Raw genomic sequence first — 14,593 nt, 5'->3', positions numbered from 1 at the left:
TCGTTCTTTGCACATCCGGTACATCTGGTTCGTGCACAACACAAGGACCGCAGCCATCCCTTGCTAGGCTGCATGTCAACCGTTGGGTCTCACCCCGGCAGGTGAGGCCGTCGAAGAAGTGGGGTCACACCGTGAAGAAGCTTGTCGTTCTGGCGCTGATCGCCCTTGGGGGGCTGCTGGTCTGGCGCAAGGTGCAGGCCGACCGCGCCGAGCTCGATCTCTGGACCGAGGCCACCGGCAGCGAGAACTAACCGACCTGGCGAGGCGATGAATGACGTCGTCCAGATAAAGCTGGCGTGCCTGGACCTGGCCGGCACAACAGTCGGTGACATCGCCATGGTCGAGCGGGCTTTCGCCGAGGCGATAGCCACTCAGGGCATCGTCCCCGGGACCGGCGCGTACGCGCGTGCCATGGTGCACGTGCACCGGTCCCGGGGCTGCCCGAAGATCGATGTCTTCCGAGGGATCTTCCCCGGCAACGAGGCCCAGGCTCAGGCGGCGAACCTGACGTTCGAGCGCTCATACGAGGGTGCGCTCGACCGAGCAGGTCTCGTTCCCATGCCCGGAGTCATCGAGGTCCTCGACAAGCTCCGCGGCTCCGGCCTGAAACTGGCCCTGATCACCGGCTTCAGCCGCGTCACCCTGAGCCGCATCCTCAGCGTGCTCGGCTGGCACGACAAGATCGACCTCGCCATCTGCCCCGAAGACGCGGGCGGCCGCGGCCGCCCCTGGCCCGACATGGTCCTGCACGCCGTACTCCGCCTCGGCATCGAGGACGTACGACAGGTGGCGGTCATCGGCGACTCGGAAAGCGACATGCTCTGCGGCCGCCGAGCCGGCGCCTCGATCGTGGCCGGCGTGATGACCGGCGTCCACAGCCGGGAGCGACTCCTCAAGGGAGGCGCCACACACATCCTGGACTCGATCGCCGACTTCCCAGGCTTGATCTTGAGCGAAGACCCGAGTAGGCAGCAGATGGGTGTCGGGGGCCGGTAAGCTATCTTCGTCACGTCGAGGGGCCTTAGCTCAGTTGGCAGAGCGCCTGCTTTGCAAGCAGGAAGTCAGGAGTTCGAATCTCCTAGGCTCCACCATTTTCTTCGGGTAGGTGGGCCGGGTGCCGCCCACCCGTTGCCCGTCTGGGTGGTTGGTCGTGGAAGCCCGCCCCGAGCGGTCCTCGCTATCGCTCGGGCTGTTCTTCCTGGGGCGCCTTCGGCGCACAACGGGCTTCGCAATGGGGCGCTTCGCGCTGGGGGTTCAGGCGCTGCTTCCAGTCGGGCCGAAGCCCCGACCCCCAGAGGACTTCGCTTCGCTCATACGCCTTATTTTCTTGACGCGCAGGCTCCGCCTGCGCGTTCAACGTGGTCGTTCATATGGAGTGAGCTGGAAAGTGCCTCCTGGCGCTGCGGTCCCAGTTCCAGGAAAGCCAAACTTGATAGGTCAAGTGACTAGATGACAGTGGTCTAAGGCTGACTGCCAGACGCCGCCACTCGTCATCATTTGCCACAATCACGCGTCAATCTATCCAGGTAACGCGAACGATCAGCGCAAGGCGCAGATGCTCCGCGACGATGAAGTGGAGGAACCCGCGGCCGCCGAACAGATCGAGCGTTCGAAGACCTCCCCCATACAACGGGCCTCTACCGGCGCGGACCGCATCTCTCCCGAGAACTGCGAGTTGGTCAGCAAGCCGCTCAACCTCAAGGATGACTGTCGGCGGGAGCCCGGCAATGACATGCTCGGCGTCGGGGTTGTACTCCCAGGTCCAGGCGTCACTCACCGACGACCTCTCGGCGCGCGGATGCCGTGATCTCATGGATTTCGGCCAAGGCCGAGTCCAACTTGACTCTGTCGGTCGCGGTAGCGACCTCTGTCTCCAACGCGTGCAGGCGGGCCGCTCGGGCGGGATAGCGCTGAATCGCCACGAACTCACCCCATTGCTGCAAGAAGTTCTGCAGAGGTGCCACCGTGCTCTGTCGCGCCGCCTGCTCTGTCGCCTGGTCGAGGTGGTCGACAAACTGGCTGAGGTAGGCCGGAGCGATCTGGGCAACTGCTGCCCTGAGGGCGGCGGTGGTCAGTGGCGGCTGAGGGATCAGCGACTCGCTGTCTTGATGCGGGGTGGACATCGTTGACCTCCAAGCTGTTACACCTCCACGCTACCGATACAACTGAACCCTTATCCACCTTGGAACCGCAGGTAAAAAGCCCTGTGTCGGGCGGCTGGCGTCCTCGTGTCGCTGGCGGCGGATTCCGGAGCGCGTAATCGTCAGGATAGACGTCTGCTGGATGTCGAGTCCGGTCTTCGGCTCAGGCGTCACCACCGTGCCGCCGGACGATCGGCGCCCGGAAGTCATGACTTGTCGTCCGTTCGGTGGGGCGCTCCGTCTGGGACCTGTAGCCCTGGCTCGCTCCCCATGCGGATGGGTCGATGGCAGATGGGATGATCAGGCGGGCGGGTGCACGCCTCGCATGGACGCGACCAGGTAACAGACATGATCGTCGTGCCATTAGCGTGCCATTAAGGGCGGTCAACAGCCGTCAGTCACGGTCGCTCGCGGACCATAGACGGCCCAGGTCGAGGCCGTTCCGCCTGGGGATCAGGCCGATTTGCAAGCAGGAAGTCAGGAGTTCGAATCTCCTAGGCTCCACCATTTTCTTCGGGTAGGTGGGCCGGGTGCCGCCCACCCGTTGCCCGTCTGGGTGGTTGGTCGTGGAAGCCCGCCCCGAGCGGTCCTCGCTATCGCTCGGGCTGTTCTTCCTGGGGCGCCTTCGGCGCACAACGGGCTTCGCAATGGGGCGCTTCGTGCTGGGGGTTCAGGCGCGCTCAGCCCTGGCTCATCGGATAGCGGGCTCTTGTCTGTACGTACTCCACGCTTTCGGTGAGGACGGCGCGCTCGCATCGGCCCCGGAGCGTGCTGCCCCTTGTCCAGGTGCCATCAAGGCGACAGAGGATCAGACTGAGCCCTCTTGCGGGAGAGGAGCAATCGGCGGGCGTCGCGATCCAAGCTGATGATGGTCACCTTGACGCGGTCGCCGACCTGAACGACCTGCTCGGGAGTCTCGACAGGCATAGAGACGAGCTCATCCAAGGGCACCAGGCCCTCGAAGCCTTCAACGAGTCTGACGAAGGCTCCGAACGGGACGAGCTTGGTCACGGTTCCGCAGAACTCCTGTCCCTCGCGAGCCGCGTCGGCGAACTCCTGGAAAGGATCAGGTTGAAGTGAGCGAAGGGAGAGCCTTGCTTCGCCCTGTACGTCATCGAAGTAGAGAAAGGAACAGGTGACTCGCTGCCCTACCTCGACGCCCTCAGAAACCTCATCGAAATGGCGCCAGGACAGCTCGGGGATCGTGATGAAACCTACTCCTGGATAGACGGGATGCGGCGGCCCATCATCCAGCGCCACGAACACACCGAACCGCTGCACGTCTGCCACTTCACCGCTGAGCACCTCACCAGGGCGGAGTCCTTTCAGGAATGCCCAGAGTTCGGGGTTCTCGGTCGCGGCCAGGGACAGACCGATCATTCCCTGTTCCTCATCGACAGCGATCACTTCGGCGGTGACGCGCTGGCCGACCTGTCTGGCCTCATCCGACCGGTGACGCCAGGAGAAGTCCAAAGGCCCGATGTTCGCCGATACCAGCCCCAGGCGCCCGTCGAGCCTCACCGCAGACCCGTGAGGACGTCCCACATGTGTGATCGTCCCCGAGACGATGTCGCCGACCCGAACCGCCCTCAAGATCTCAACTATGTCTTGATCGCCCGTCGGCCTATCCACACTGCTCACCCTGTCATAACTGGCCCCGTCCCTGTGGATCACTTCATGAGGTAATGGATCACATGAGTTTCTTCATGTACGACTTGATGGGCGAGACGATCGACGAGCCTGATGCGGACGCGATGCGGCGGGTTCTGGATGGTCTGGCAGAGGCAGACGACGAGCATCCTGATGTGTCGTTGTCGCATGAGAGCGGGTGGTGTCTCAGCGCGTTCACCGGCGGCCTGCTGGTGTGGGAGGACACTGACGATGACTCGGTGGCTCCCGGGGAGATGCGCAAGGTCAGCCGCGAGGAGATGCTGCGACTCTTCGGACTACTTGCGGCGGGCGACATCACCACGATCGAGGAGCTGCCCTGGCGGAGGTAGTCGGCCGAACTCGCTCATTGTCACAGTGCGGGTTCCCTTTTGAAGAGGCCCACTCTTAACCCCTTTTCGGTCCACGATCGGAAAGCAGCGCCGGCTCACCGGATAGCGCTGAACTGAGGTCGTATTTCCGGGCATGTAGGCGCTGACTCGGTCGTAGGTAGCAGTGGATCGCCTGTGCTCCCTTCCAGGGATTTGGCCGCTGCCCGTACTCTCTCCACCCATGAACAATCACGCAGCGAAAGTGAGGCCATCAGTGCTGCATGCCTGGGTCAGCACCGCAGGAGGGCCACTAATCGCCGTCCCCAAATCCAAGCTGAACAGCTGGGCGGGTGTGGATGACAACGACGGTCCCGTAGAAACCTGGGGCGACTACGGCCGAGCCTGTGCCGTTGAAGGCTACATCGGCCTCGTTACCGTTGGTACGCAGCAGGCCCTTGTTCTCGGCGACGAACCTGCCATGACGACCTATCTGCCGGCCGAACGCCTCTTCTTACGCTGGGCCGCTGCAAACTCCGAGACTGAGCTGGTTGAGGCGGCCAAGAGAGCCCTCGCAGTGGAGCCGGCCTGGGACGATGATGAAGACCTGAACTGGGAGGTACGGGAAGCTGTCGTGCTCTTCGACTCTGCAATCCCCGGTGCTGAGCTGGAGCCTGACGAGCGCCTCATTATTGATCTTGAGCCTGGACGGTACAGGGTCCGAGCCACCTATACGGAAAACGAGGACTATCGGATGATCCTCGTCCAACTCCAGCCAGCAACCTGAGCTTTGGGCGTAATCTGCGCCTGTGCCTTTCCGCGGATCACGTGGTCTGGCCCGGAGTTGCTTCGGTGGCGTAGGCCAAGCGCACGTCTACCCGGCAGGTGGGCCGCGTTCGACCCGGACCCGCCCTCGGGGCCATGACCAGAAAGCACCGCGCGAGGGCCGCCCGGCCTGCGGCCGGGTGCCCCTCTGAGGGTGACAGGCCGGGTATGCGTGTTTGCAAGCAGGAAGTCCGGAGTTCGAATCCCCTAGGCTCCACAGCACGCAGAAGGCCACTTCCCATGATCGGGAGGTAGCCTTTTCGATCTTGTACAGCTGCAAAATACAGCTACAGCATCAACTTGCCTCGACACGCTCAGTCTGCTCCTGAGGGATCGGGAAGCCGTAGCGCTGTGAGATCTCCTTGAGGGCCTCAACGCACGCTGACTGCACCGGCTGGTAGTCCGCATACCGGAGCTTCACGCTCGCGTACGGCTTGTTCGGACACGGACCTCGCCCCGCAGTCATCCCATGCCAGCCGCAAAGGCCTTTGTATCCCTCTGTGTCTGGGCTGTGATTCTCTCGCTCGTAGGGCTTCACCCAAATCACGACATGCGCCATGACTGCTGACCTTACGAGCGCTGGGCAACAAAAGGGTTGAGATTCGCTGGGGCGAGGTGTTCCAATCGCTGGTTAACCGCACGTGGGGACGCCCGCGTGCCCTGGGAGGGTTTCCGCATGTTGGAAGAGAAGCTCGACGCGCTCTCGCAGATGATGGCCGAGCACATGGCCATGCCATTCTCGTCTGGCTTCCGCGGCCTCGACGTCGAGGACCAGGACATGGTGATGCTCGACGCGGACATCTATGGCTTCGCCGCAGGCGTCCTTAAAGGCCCGCTCAGCGCACAACACCGCTCTGGCCTGACGCGGCTGGCGTCGGCGTGCGAGAAGGTCCTCCCGATGATCGACGATCAGTATGCGACCAAGTACTACGGGCATGTGCGCGACATGGCCGCATTGGCCGCCGAAATCGAGAGCCTGCGCGAGAAGTAGTCATCTGACCAGTACATTCGGCACCAAGGCGTGAAAAGAGTAGCGCGGTGAACAACCCGGTGAACGCATGCGGTCGCGGCACTAAGAAAGGCCATCCCTCGGAAGGAATGGCCTTCAGCGATCAATCTTGTTCTAGCGTTCTAGATGATCTCCCAGGCGCTTGAGTGCCTTGCGTGTCTCCCCCGAGGACACTTCGCTGTAGATGTTCATGATCACCGCGATTTGGGAGTGGCGGAGGATCTGCATGGCGACCCGCGGGTGGACGTCGAGGGCGACGAGCAAGATACGCAGGTCTTGCGGGTGGCGTGGACATGGACTTTGCGCACTCTGGCCTTGGCGCAGGCGTTCGCGAAGCTGCGGCGGAAGTTGGACGGCTCGATCGGACGGCCACTGGCGGTGGTGAATACGAACCCTGTGTCCTGCCAGCCCTCTCCAGCCGTTTCCCGGGCGGTGTCACACGCTCGTTGACGGGCACGGAGGGCCGTCGTGACGATCTCAGGGAAGGGCAGGGTGGCCTCAGAGGCGTCCGTCTTGGTCTGGCGGTGCAGCAGCTTGCCCGCGACGCGCTGGAGCTGCCAGCCGATCGTCATCTCGGCCTGGTCGAGATCGACGTCCTCTCAACGCAGCCCGAGAGTTTCGCCCAGGCGCAGCCCGAGGACAAGCACCAGGGCGTACGCCGGGTACATCGGGTCCTCCTTTCTTCGCGCCGACTCCAGGAAGGTCCGCACTTCCTCGACCGACCACGTGGGCGGCGTGTTGGACGGCGTCGGTCAGGGTGTCGGCGGTGACCCAGGCCGATGGTGGTGCGGTGGGGCCGCCTGGACCGTCGAGGCGGATGACGGCGTGGAAGTGGACGGCGCCGCCGCGTCGCTGGTATTCGGCGACTTTGGCGAAGGAGGCAGTGACGTGGTGGCGGAGGTCTTTGAGGGCTAGGCCGCCGAGTTTGGCCAGGTGGTGGCGTAGGGAGTCCCGTGCAGGACATGACACGGCGGTGCGGGAGGTGGGGGTGTTGTTTCGTCCAGCTCGGGCTAGATGACCCCTTCGTCGGCTCTCGGCATCGGACACCGGAGCGAGCCCACGCGCCGAAGCCGGGGGCGCATACCCCTGCGGTACACCGGGCTGCTACGTGGCTGTTCCGTGTGGGGGTGGAAAGCAGCCTGAACTACTTACAGACGAGGAGGCTTCCCCCCCAAGTCAGAGCCAGTTCCTCAGACCGAGCGACATGTTACTCGTGCACAGGACGGAGATCATCTGGATCGACGGGTAACCGAGAGTCTCCGTAGCGGGAATTGACGGCGATGATGGCGACGAAGCATGTACAGATCACCCACCCACGGTCTCATCGGCTTGCGAGACGACGCCCTGAGTTGAGGAACGAATTCTGGCTCCACCTGGCGAAGTACGCTGGACCCACGGGGTGAAGCGGATTCATGTTCGGTGAGAACTGGCCCCACCCCGGGGGCATGGTTGAAGCATGAGTTTTGGTACCAACCTCAGCGCGGTCTGGTACCAGGCCCGGAGCTCCAGTCGCCTTGATCACGAACGACGTTTGGTACCACTGTCGATGAGCTGGACTGCGTCAGCCTGCCAGTCGGGCGAGGGCCAGTGCGTGTGCCTGGTCGAGGGATTCCGCGGCAGCGCAAGGGACGTCCGGCTGCACGCCGGTGCCCTCCCAGTTCGTGCCGGAGACGGGGTTGATGGCGCGGCCGGTGGGGACGGTGGTTTCCAGGTGGGGGTGGACGGTCCAGCCCTTGCACGGGTGTGCGCCGCCGCGGGTGGGCTCGCCGACGACAACGGCGCGGCCGAGCTGTTGCAGGTCGTAGGCCAGTTCCTCAGCGGCGGAGAAGGTGCTGTCACTGGACAACACGTACAACGGTTTGCTGCCGCCGAAACGCGCGCCGGGAACGTGCGGCAGGCTCCAGGACTGCTCGCTGCGCTCGCTGCTGCGCCAGTACATGGTGTTGAGGTGGGTGCGCTCGTCCAGGAGGTAACTGCAGACGAAGGCGACGGTGTCCGGGTCGCCGCCCCGGTTGTTGCGAAGGTCCACGATCAGCGCCTGGGCGCGGGAGGCCAGGGTGAGCGCGGCGCTCAGCGGTTCGGCGGCCCACTCCAGCGGAAACAGCATCGGCGCCAGCTCCACCACGGCGACCCCTCCCTCGAGCAACTCCACCCGGGGCGCACCGCCCAGCGAGGTGTCGAAGTCCCGGCGGATGGAGTCCAGGGTTGCCGCGCCCTGCTTGGGGGACACCGGGTCGGCGTGGTGCTTCAGTCTCAGGTGTTTGTCGTTGTTGACGGACTGCAGGTCCGCGGTGACCAGACGGGCGAGTTCCTCGGCACTGCCGACGTCATAGGCGCCCTCGGCGAGGCGTCGTTTTAGCAGGTCGGCGAGCTGCTCGGCTATCTCAGGGAAAACGTAGTGCTCGGTCAGCAGCCGGGTTGTCTCGTCGATGACAGGGGCGGGCTGAAGGTTCGTCAGAGTCGTCATGGCAGGGAGTAGAGCACTGCCCTGACGAAAACGTCAAAGACGTTGAAAACCTTCGGTATGCGTGATCAGTCTTCACACTTGCCACCTCCTGAGGATGTTCTGGAGATCGGCGCGGCTGAGCAGTTCGCGGCGCTCGCCCACCCGTTGCGTCAGCGGTTGCTCTTCACCCCTGGGCCACCAGCGGCACAGCCCGACCACTCCGAAGGCCCGCCCCCACCTCACCGGCCTTCGAGGCGACGGCCGCTGGGGTGGGGCCAAATCTCGCTGGTGATCAAGCCTTGATCGCCGCTGATGGGTGGAGCACCGGCCAGCCCATCAACGTCCGCTCGACCAGCGCGCGTAGCGGCGATGTCCCGGTCACCTTCGCGGATGTGTCCACGGCGCATCTGCTGCTCGGCTGACCGTCGGCCACCGACCTGCTCACCGGTATGACCGCGCAACTGGAATGGCTCACCGCCAATCGCAGCCGTTCGCCCCTTGCGGTAGAGACGGTCCAAGCCGAATCATCCTGCTCGTCTACCTCCGCCTCACGCCGTAGACGATGCGTAAAAGTAAAGGCCCGTTGCTGTCACCGGGAGGGGCAGGCCCAGGCCGGCTTGATCGGAGTCAGCAGTGCCAGCGCGGCCAGCGCGAAGGCGGGGAGCAGGGCCCAGCGCAGCACCTGGTAGCCCACCTCCTGCTGTTTGGTCGTGGTGCCGAGCGAGGTGCCGATGCTCTCGTACACCTCATCCAGCGAGCCGGCCGTCTGGGCGTTGTAGGCGCGTCCGGCAGTGCCTTCGGCCAGGGTGCGCAAGGTTTCCTCGTTGGGCGGGACCTCGAGGCGGCGTCCGTTGATCTCGACGGCACCGTTGGGCGTGCCGAAGGCGATGGTGGAGACCGGGACTCTGGCTGCGGCGGCGGCCTTGGTCGCATCGGGTACGACTCGGCCGGAGGTGTTGTCGCCGTCGGACAGCAGCACGATGGCTGCCGGTGGTGGATCGCTCGCCGAGCGTTGGTCGAAGGAGCGGATCGCGTCCAGGCCGGAGAAGACGGCTTCGCTGATGGCGGTTCCGGGAGCGGGTTTCAGCGCGTCGATCGCTCGGATGGCCGCCGTGTGGTCGAGGGTGGGCGCCACCACCACTGCCGCGGATCGGGCGAAGGAGATCAGGGCGACGTTGAACCGCTCGGGCAGGCTCGTGATGAACATCTTGGCCGAGCTCTTGGCGGCCGCCAACCGGGATGGCGGAATGTCGGTGGCGACCATCGACAGTGACACGTCGATGGCCACGATGATCGTGGCCCGCTCGCGGGGAACCTGAACGGAGGCGGCCGGGCGTGCCGCGGCCACGATGAGCAGAGCCATCAGCACGACGAACATGGCCGCCGCGATGTGCCGCGGCCAGCCGGGACGGGCGGGCGCGACCAGATCGAGCAACCTCGGGTTGGTGAAGCGCGCCATCTGCTGGGGCCGCCGGAACTGGACGGCGATGTAGCCTGCCACGACGACGGCCAGGACCGCGAACGACCACAGCCAGCCGGCGGCCAGAAAGGTCATGCGTCCTCCCCATAACCCATCGGCCGGGGGGAGGGCCGAGTGTAGTTCTCCTCCTTCTCACCTTCGCACGCCTTCAAATGGGTCGGCGCCCGCTACCTGCGCACTCTGCTGGGACGGGGCGACCGTCCGGAACGGACATCGCCAGCGCCCGCACCGCGTTCGTGTGACGTGTCGGGCCCAGGGCCTGCCGTTCGGGTCGGAACAGTCAGAGCTCAAGCATCATCAGGATTTCGTCGCGATCATCGCCGCGCGCGAGCCGCAGCGCGCCAGGCCAACGGCCGATCTCTTTCCAGCCCTGCCGCCTATAGAAGTCTTCGAGCCCAACTCCACCACGGGCGGCGAGGCGGAGTTGTTCGAGCCCCATCTCATCGCGGGCCAGATGGCGCACGCGGTGCATCAGTGCCGCTCCGATCCCCTTGCTGCGGAAGTCGGTGTGGGTTTGGACGTGATGGACCGTTCCCCAGTGGGCGATCAATGGGTTGGCATCTCTGCGCACGTTCAGCCAGCCAGCGAGCATCCCGTCTACGAGAGCCAAGAGGAAGCGGCTGCGGTGCGAGTCGAGGCCGGCGATGAGCTGATCAGCTACTTCCGCCACCTGATCGAAGGTGACAGAGGGAAACGGGAAACCGGCCGCGCCCCCGGCGTTGGTCACCGTGACCCAGCACTCGACCAGCTCCCGCCGCAGTCCGGGCGGCATCTCGTCCTGGCTGGTGACCTGGAGAAACTCTGTGACTCCCGCATGCGGCATGGCCACAGCCTGGCAGACGGCTCCGACAGGAGGGAGAAAGGGGGACTCCGGTCGCTAAGCTCCGGCGAGGTCGTAGGTGGCTGAGCGCTTTCCATTCATGCACTGGCCCATTGCGGACGGGTTACTGGGACCACGGTAAGCAGACGATCAAGTCCTTTGAAATCCCTGGGATTGCAGGTGTACAGAGGAAGCCGGTTCGCGATCGCCACGCAGGCGATCATCAGGTCTGCGGTGCGGGGGCGTGGTTTGCGTCCTGAGGCGATGACCGCCGTCCACAACTGGCCGTACTCGCGGGCCGCGGTGTCGTCGAAGGGGAGTGGGTCGAATTCGGCTTCGGCGGTCTGAAGGATCTTCATTCGCTGGGCGAGTTCCTGCGGTCCTGTCGCCGCCAGGACGCCGACCGAGAGCTCCGCGGTGGTGATGGCACTGATCATCATCTCATCGGGGAGTTCGTCGGGATCCAGGCCGGCGCGCAGGATGAGGATGTTGGTGTCGAGCAGCCCCAGGGCGTGGGTCATTCCTCGTCCTCTGCGAATTCCCGTCTGCCGTATGCGCGATCGTAAGGGTCGTAGAGATCGTCGTTGGCGTGGCGGTCCATGTCCTCGCGATATTTGGAGTCGTCCAGTCGTGGCATGCCACACGACACAGCGGCGAACTCGGCGCGCGACACGGCCCGGCGCCGGCGGCGGAGAGGGACCAGATCACCGATGTGATGGCCATTACGGGTAACGGCGTATCGCTCCCCACGTTCCAGACCATCCATGATCTCCGCTGACCGATTGCGCAGGTCGCGTTGAGAGATCTCATGGGAGTGGTCCGGCTCAGGAGTACTCACATCCGAAGCCTACAGCGTTGTGCCATCCGGTGCTACAAAGTAGCACTCCACGATGCATGTCAAGCCCGCAGGAGCTGTAACTGATGGGAGCGGCACGATAGGTTACTCGGTATGGCTGCTCAACCTGTGGAGCCCGTTGCGCCACGTGATGCGGCGAATCTTGTTCGCTTTCGATCCGTGGCGGGCAGCCGGGTGCCGTGGGCACGGCCGTCAGGGTCGGCAGGGCCTGACGGCCGCGACCGGCTACGCCGCCATGCCCGCGTCCAGTTCCAGGTGGGCGCCGGTGAACGTGGCCCTCAGGCGCCGATCGTGCGTCACCACGACCAGCGCGCCACGGAAAGAGGACAGCGCCTCTTGCAGCTGCTCCACGAGCATCGGTGACAGGTGGTTGGTCGGCTCGTCGAGCAGGAGCAGGTCCACGGGCTCGCTCACCAGCCGCGCCAGTTCGATCCGGCGCCGCTGCCCATAGGCGAGCTCCCCGAGGCGCAGCCCCAGGTCGGACGGCCGGAACAGCCCCAGGGCGAGCAACGCGTCCGCGTGCTCGTCCAGGCTTCCGGGACGTCCATGCGCGTAGGCCCGCAGCACGGTCGGGTCCGCCGGCTCGTCCTGCGGAAAGACTCGCGTACCCTCGGTGCCCAGCTCATCCTGGCGAAGAACCCCGGCCCGCAGCACGTCCCCGGAATCCAGCTCGTCCTGCCGGAAGAATCCGACTCGGCCGGTCCGCCGTACCTCGCCCGCGTCGGGTCGCAGCTCTCCGGCGAGGACTCGCATCAGCGTGGTCTTGCCCGCTCCGTTCGGGCCGGTGACGAGCAGCCGCTCACCGGCGCGGACAGCCAGGGATTCCAGGTGCAGCCGCCCCGCCACCACCACGCTGTCGAGCACGGCCACCTCGGTCCCGGCGGTGGCTCCCGTGGTGGTGAAGGCGGCGGTGAAGCGCAGCGGCTCGGGCGGCGGCGGCGCCGGGTGGTCGGTGAGCCACCGTAGCCGCTGCTGAGACTGCCGGATGCGCCCGGCGGCCCCGTGTGTACGCGAGCGCGCCCGCCAAGCCCCGGTGCCCATACCCGCCTTGGCCGTCTTACGAGGGATCGAGGCCAGTCGGCCCGCGTTGGCCGCCACCAGCGTGGCATGCCGGTCCAGCTCCGTCTTCCACTCCTCGTGGGCCCGCGCCTGAGCGGCGCGATCGGCGGCCTTGGCGGCGAGGTATCCGGTGTATCCGTCGCCGTAGCGGCGAACCTGCCCGTCGGCGACCTCCAGGATGGCAGTGGTCACCCGCTCCAGGAACATCCGGTCGTGCGTGATGGCCACGACCGTGCCCCGATGGGCGCGCAGGCGCTGTTCGAGCCAGGCCACGGCCTGGCCGTCCAGGTCATTCGTCGGCTCGTCGAGCAACAACAGCTCAGGCGCGGACGCCAACGTGGCGGCCAGGGCGAGCCTGGCGCGTTCGCCACCGGAAAGCGTGCCTAGCGGGCGGCTCCGTTCGAGCCCGGCCAGCCCAAGCCCGTGCAGCGCGACCTCTACACGAGCGTCGGCCTCGTAGCCGCCCCGCGCCTCGAACTGCGCAACCAGCCCTGCGTAGACGTCCAGGTCCGCGCGAGCCTCCGCCCCCGCGCACGCCTCCATGCCCGCTGCGCCGAACGACAGTTCGGCCGCCCGCATCCTGGCTTCGAGCTCGCGCAGGTCGGCCAGTGCCAGATCGACGGCGTCGGCCACCGTCGCATGCGGCGGCAACGCGAGCGACTGCGGCAGGTATCCGACGCCGCCGGGGGCGACGACCACGAGCTCGCCGTTGTCCGGCCGCTCGGCGTCCGCCATGAGCTTGAGCAGCGTGGACTTACCCGACCCGTTGTCGCCGATCACCCCGATCCGCTCGCCGGATTTGACGGTGAGTGACACCCGGTCAAGGACGACGCGGGTGCCGTAGCGCTTGGTGATCTCGTTGAGTGCCAGTTGGGCAGGGGTACGCAGAGCTCCTCCTTCTCTTCTCAGTGCGGACGACAGGCGCGACGCCCGCGGTGACCAGAACAGCTTGAGACAAGTGATCAGCCCGGCGCCTTACGGCTGAGGCGCTCCCAGGCCCGGTACTCCTCCATGCGGGCTTGGTCACACTGGGGCAGTCGTCATGCCACCTCCTCACTCATTTGAGACGATACGATCCGTCTCGTTTAGCTGAGTATGAGGGAGTGCCGACCTGATGTCAAGACGGACCGTCTCGTCTCGCGTGGCGGTAGGTTTCCGGACGTGTCGGGAGTTCGAATCTTCTAGGCTCCACTGCACGTCAAAGGCCACTTCCCATGATCGGGAAGTGGCCTTTGGATCTCGTGCAGCAGGCGTCCACTCCTCATCACCGTCGTGGCTTTACGGCCATTTGTCACGTTTGGTGTAGGTGGGATGCAAGTGACGATCAAGAGCCGGTCCATATGTTCTTCTCGTCAGGAAAACCTATGAAAAGGACGGTCCCTTGCCCCGCTCCTACGGCGAGTCCAAGCTCGTCGTCCGCTACCGAGCCGGTCTACGGCTGCGGCGTTCGGGCTCTCCGCCCGCGCGAGTGGTGAGTGACATGAGACTCCTCTCCTCAAAGTGACATTTGGCAATCAGTCAAGACGCATCCGGAGGATCGCTGTGAAGAGCATCAAGAGAATCGCCCTCGTCTCCGCCATCTCTGCCTCCCTGGTCGCAGTCATGGGCGGTGCCGCCAGCGCCTCGATGTCCGCGGACACCGGCTCGACGTACGTGGCCTACGAAGGGCCGGGCTTCACCGGCCAGACACAGGTCATCGACAGGTGCGGCACGACCAACCTCCGCTACCGCGGGTCGTACAAGTGGTACGGCTCCGGCCAGTCCGGCCGAATGCACAACCAGATCAACAACAGAGGGCCGGTGCACTTCGTGCTGCCCACCAACGGCAACGCGAAGCAGGCGACGGGCGTCGGCTGGAAGAGCATCTTCGTGGTGTGCTGACGCCCACCTCTTGACACGGCGGCCTCGCCCCGGGGATCGGTGCCGTTGATGCCCTGCGGTACATCGGAACGTGCCGGGTGTGACCAGAGATCAGGACGTT

The 14,593-nt window shown here is 65.2% G+C and carries 18 protein-coding genes and 1 tRNA gene; 8 read left to right on the top strand and 11 right to left on the bottom strand.

From position 1 onward, the window contains the following. Nucleotides 1-131: 131 nt before the first annotated feature. From AB0B64_RS11775 to AB0B64_RS11765, 3 genes are all read left to right on the top strand, one after another. On the top strand, nt 132-251 hold the full coding sequence (locus AB0B64_RS11775; protein ID WP_214635294.1) for a DLW-39 family protein: 120 nt from the start codon (nt 132-134) through the stop codon (nt 249-251). Between the two features lie 16 nt (nt 252-267). Continuing rightward, nucleotides 268-996 carry an HAD-IA family hydrolase gene (locus AB0B64_RS11770; protein WP_357938255.1) on the top strand — a complete coding sequence of 243 codons (729 nt, stop codon included), beginning with the start codon at nt 268-270 and terminating at the stop codon, nt 994-996. A 19-nt stretch (nt 997-1,015) separates the two neighbouring features. Continuing rightward, nucleotides 1,016-1,091, top strand: a tRNA-Ala gene (locus tag AB0B64_RS11765). A gap of 422 nt (nt 1,092-1,513) precedes the next feature. Here AB0B64_RS11765 and AB0B64_RS11760 read toward each other — a convergent pair. The 3 genes from AB0B64_RS11760 to AB0B64_RS11750 form a co-directional block, all read right to left on the bottom strand. Further along, complete coding sequence (locus AB0B64_RS11760) at nt 1,514-1,777, bottom strand: hypothetical protein (protein ID WP_357938257.1); 264 nt, start codon at nt 1,775-1,777, stop codon at nt 1,514-1,516. Continuing rightward, a complete protein-coding gene (locus AB0B64_RS11755) occupies nt 1,770-2,123 on the bottom strand; it encodes a DUF6247 family protein (RefSeq protein ID WP_357938259.1) in 354 nt (117 codons plus the stop codon). Before AB0B64_RS11755 ends, AB0B64_RS11760 begins: the two co-directional genes overlap by 8 nt. Before the next feature lie 810 nt (nt 2,124-2,933). Beyond that, entirely contained in the window at nt 2,934-3,773 is an 840-nt protein-coding gene (locus AB0B64_RS11750; RefSeq protein WP_358176672.1) for a S1 RNA-binding domain-containing protein, read from the bottom strand. Nucleotides 3,774-3,835: 62 nt separating this feature from the next. Between AB0B64_RS11750 and AB0B64_RS11745 the strand changes: the two genes are divergently transcribed. The 3 genes from AB0B64_RS11745 (at nt 3,836) to AB0B64_RS11735 (ending at nt 5,933) form a co-directional block, all read left to right on the top strand. After that, the gene (locus AB0B64_RS11745) at nt 3,836-4,141 is read left to right on the top strand and encodes a hypothetical protein (protein ID WP_357938263.1); all 306 of its coding nucleotides are present in this window, start codon (nt 3,836-3,838) and stop codon (nt 4,139-4,141) included. 220 nt (nt 4,142-4,361) lie between these two features. Further along, complete coding sequence (locus AB0B64_RS11740; RefSeq protein WP_358176669.1) at nt 4,362-4,904, top strand: Imm21 family immunity protein; 543 nt, start codon at nt 4,362-4,364, stop codon at nt 4,902-4,904. A 714-nt stretch (nt 4,905-5,618) separates the two neighbouring features. Then, a complete protein-coding gene (locus tag AB0B64_RS11735) occupies nt 5,619-5,933 on the top strand; it encodes a hypothetical protein (protein WP_357938267.1) in 315 nt (104 codons plus the stop codon). Between the two features lie 212 nt (nt 5,934-6,145). Here AB0B64_RS11735 and AB0B64_RS11730 read toward each other — a convergent pair whose 3' ends face one another. From AB0B64_RS11730 to AB0B64_RS11720, 3 genes are all read right to left on the bottom strand, one after another. Continuing rightward, complete coding sequence (locus tag AB0B64_RS11730) at nt 6,146-6,523, bottom strand: hypothetical protein (RefSeq protein WP_357939764.1); 378 nt, start codon at nt 6,521-6,523, stop codon at nt 6,146-6,148. Then, nucleotides 6,450-6,920, bottom strand: a complete 471-nt coding sequence (locus tag AB0B64_RS11725) for a replication initiator (protein ID WP_358176919.1) — start codon at nt 6,918-6,920, stop codon at nt 6,450-6,452. The genes AB0B64_RS11730 and AB0B64_RS11725 overlap by 74 nt, the downstream gene beginning before the upstream one ends. A gap of 592 nt (nt 6,921-7,512) precedes the next feature. Then, a complete protein-coding gene (locus AB0B64_RS11720; protein WP_358176666.1) occupies nt 7,513-8,418 on the bottom strand; it encodes a S41 family peptidase in 906 nt (301 codons plus the stop codon). Between the two features lie 278 nt (nt 8,419-8,696). On the opposite strand from AB0B64_RS11720, the gene AB0B64_RS11715 reads away from it, so the two are divergent. Beyond that, nucleotides 8,697-8,819, top strand: coding sequence for a hypothetical protein (locus AB0B64_RS11715; RefSeq protein ID WP_357938273.1), 123 nt, complete (start codon nt 8,697-8,699; stop codon nt 8,817-8,819). A 167-nt stretch (nt 8,820-8,986) separates the two neighbouring features. Here the strand turns inward: AB0B64_RS11715 and AB0B64_RS11710 are convergent, their stop codons facing one another. The 5 genes from AB0B64_RS11710 to AB0B64_RS11690 all read right to left on the bottom strand — a co-directional run bounded on the left by AB0B64_RS11710 (nt 8,987) and on the right by AB0B64_RS11690 (nt 13,500). Continuing rightward, the gene (locus tag AB0B64_RS11710; RefSeq protein ID WP_357938275.1) at nt 8,987-9,952 is read right to left on the bottom strand and encodes a VWA domain-containing protein; all 966 of its coding nucleotides are present in this window, start codon (nt 9,950-9,952) and stop codon (nt 8,987-8,989) included. A 205-nt stretch (nt 9,953-10,157) separates the two neighbouring features. Beyond that, nucleotides 10,158-10,700, bottom strand: coding sequence for a GNAT family N-acetyltransferase (locus AB0B64_RS11705; protein ID WP_358176663.1), 543 nt, complete (start codon nt 10,698-10,700; stop codon nt 10,158-10,160). 95 nt (nt 10,701-10,795) lie between these two features. After that, nucleotides 10,796-11,218: a type II toxin-antitoxin system VapC family toxin gene (locus AB0B64_RS11700; protein WP_357938279.1), complete on the bottom strand. Its 423-nt coding sequence runs from the start codon at nt 11,216-11,218 to the stop codon at nt 10,796-10,798. Further along, on the bottom strand, nt 11,215-11,535 hold the full coding sequence (locus AB0B64_RS11695; protein ID WP_357938281.1) for a prevent-host-death protein: 321 nt from the start codon (nt 11,533-11,535) through the stop codon (nt 11,215-11,217). Before AB0B64_RS11695 ends, AB0B64_RS11700 begins: the two co-directional genes overlap by 4 nt. Before the next feature lie 243 nt (nt 11,536-11,778). Further along, the gene (locus AB0B64_RS11690) at nt 11,779-13,500 is read right to left on the bottom strand and encodes an ABC-F family ATP-binding cassette domain-containing protein (protein ID WP_358176916.1); all 1,722 of its coding nucleotides are present in this window, start codon (nt 13,498-13,500) and stop codon (nt 11,779-11,781) included. A gap of 654 nt (nt 13,501-14,154) precedes the next feature. Between AB0B64_RS11690 and AB0B64_RS11685 the strand changes: the two genes are divergently transcribed. Further along, a complete protein-coding gene (locus tag AB0B64_RS11685) occupies nt 14,155-14,493 on the top strand; it encodes a MiAMP1 family antimicrobial peptide (RefSeq protein WP_357938285.1) in 339 nt (112 codons plus the stop codon). Nucleotides 14,494-14,593: the final 100 nt, after the last annotated feature.

The organism is Nonomuraea sp. NPDC049129 (assembly GCF_040648495.1).
In the GTDB taxonomy this organism is placed as follows: domain Bacteria; phylum Actinomycetota; class Actinomycetes; order Streptosporangiales; family Streptosporangiaceae; genus Nonomuraea.
This window is presented reverse-complemented; position numbering and strand designations above follow the sequence as displayed.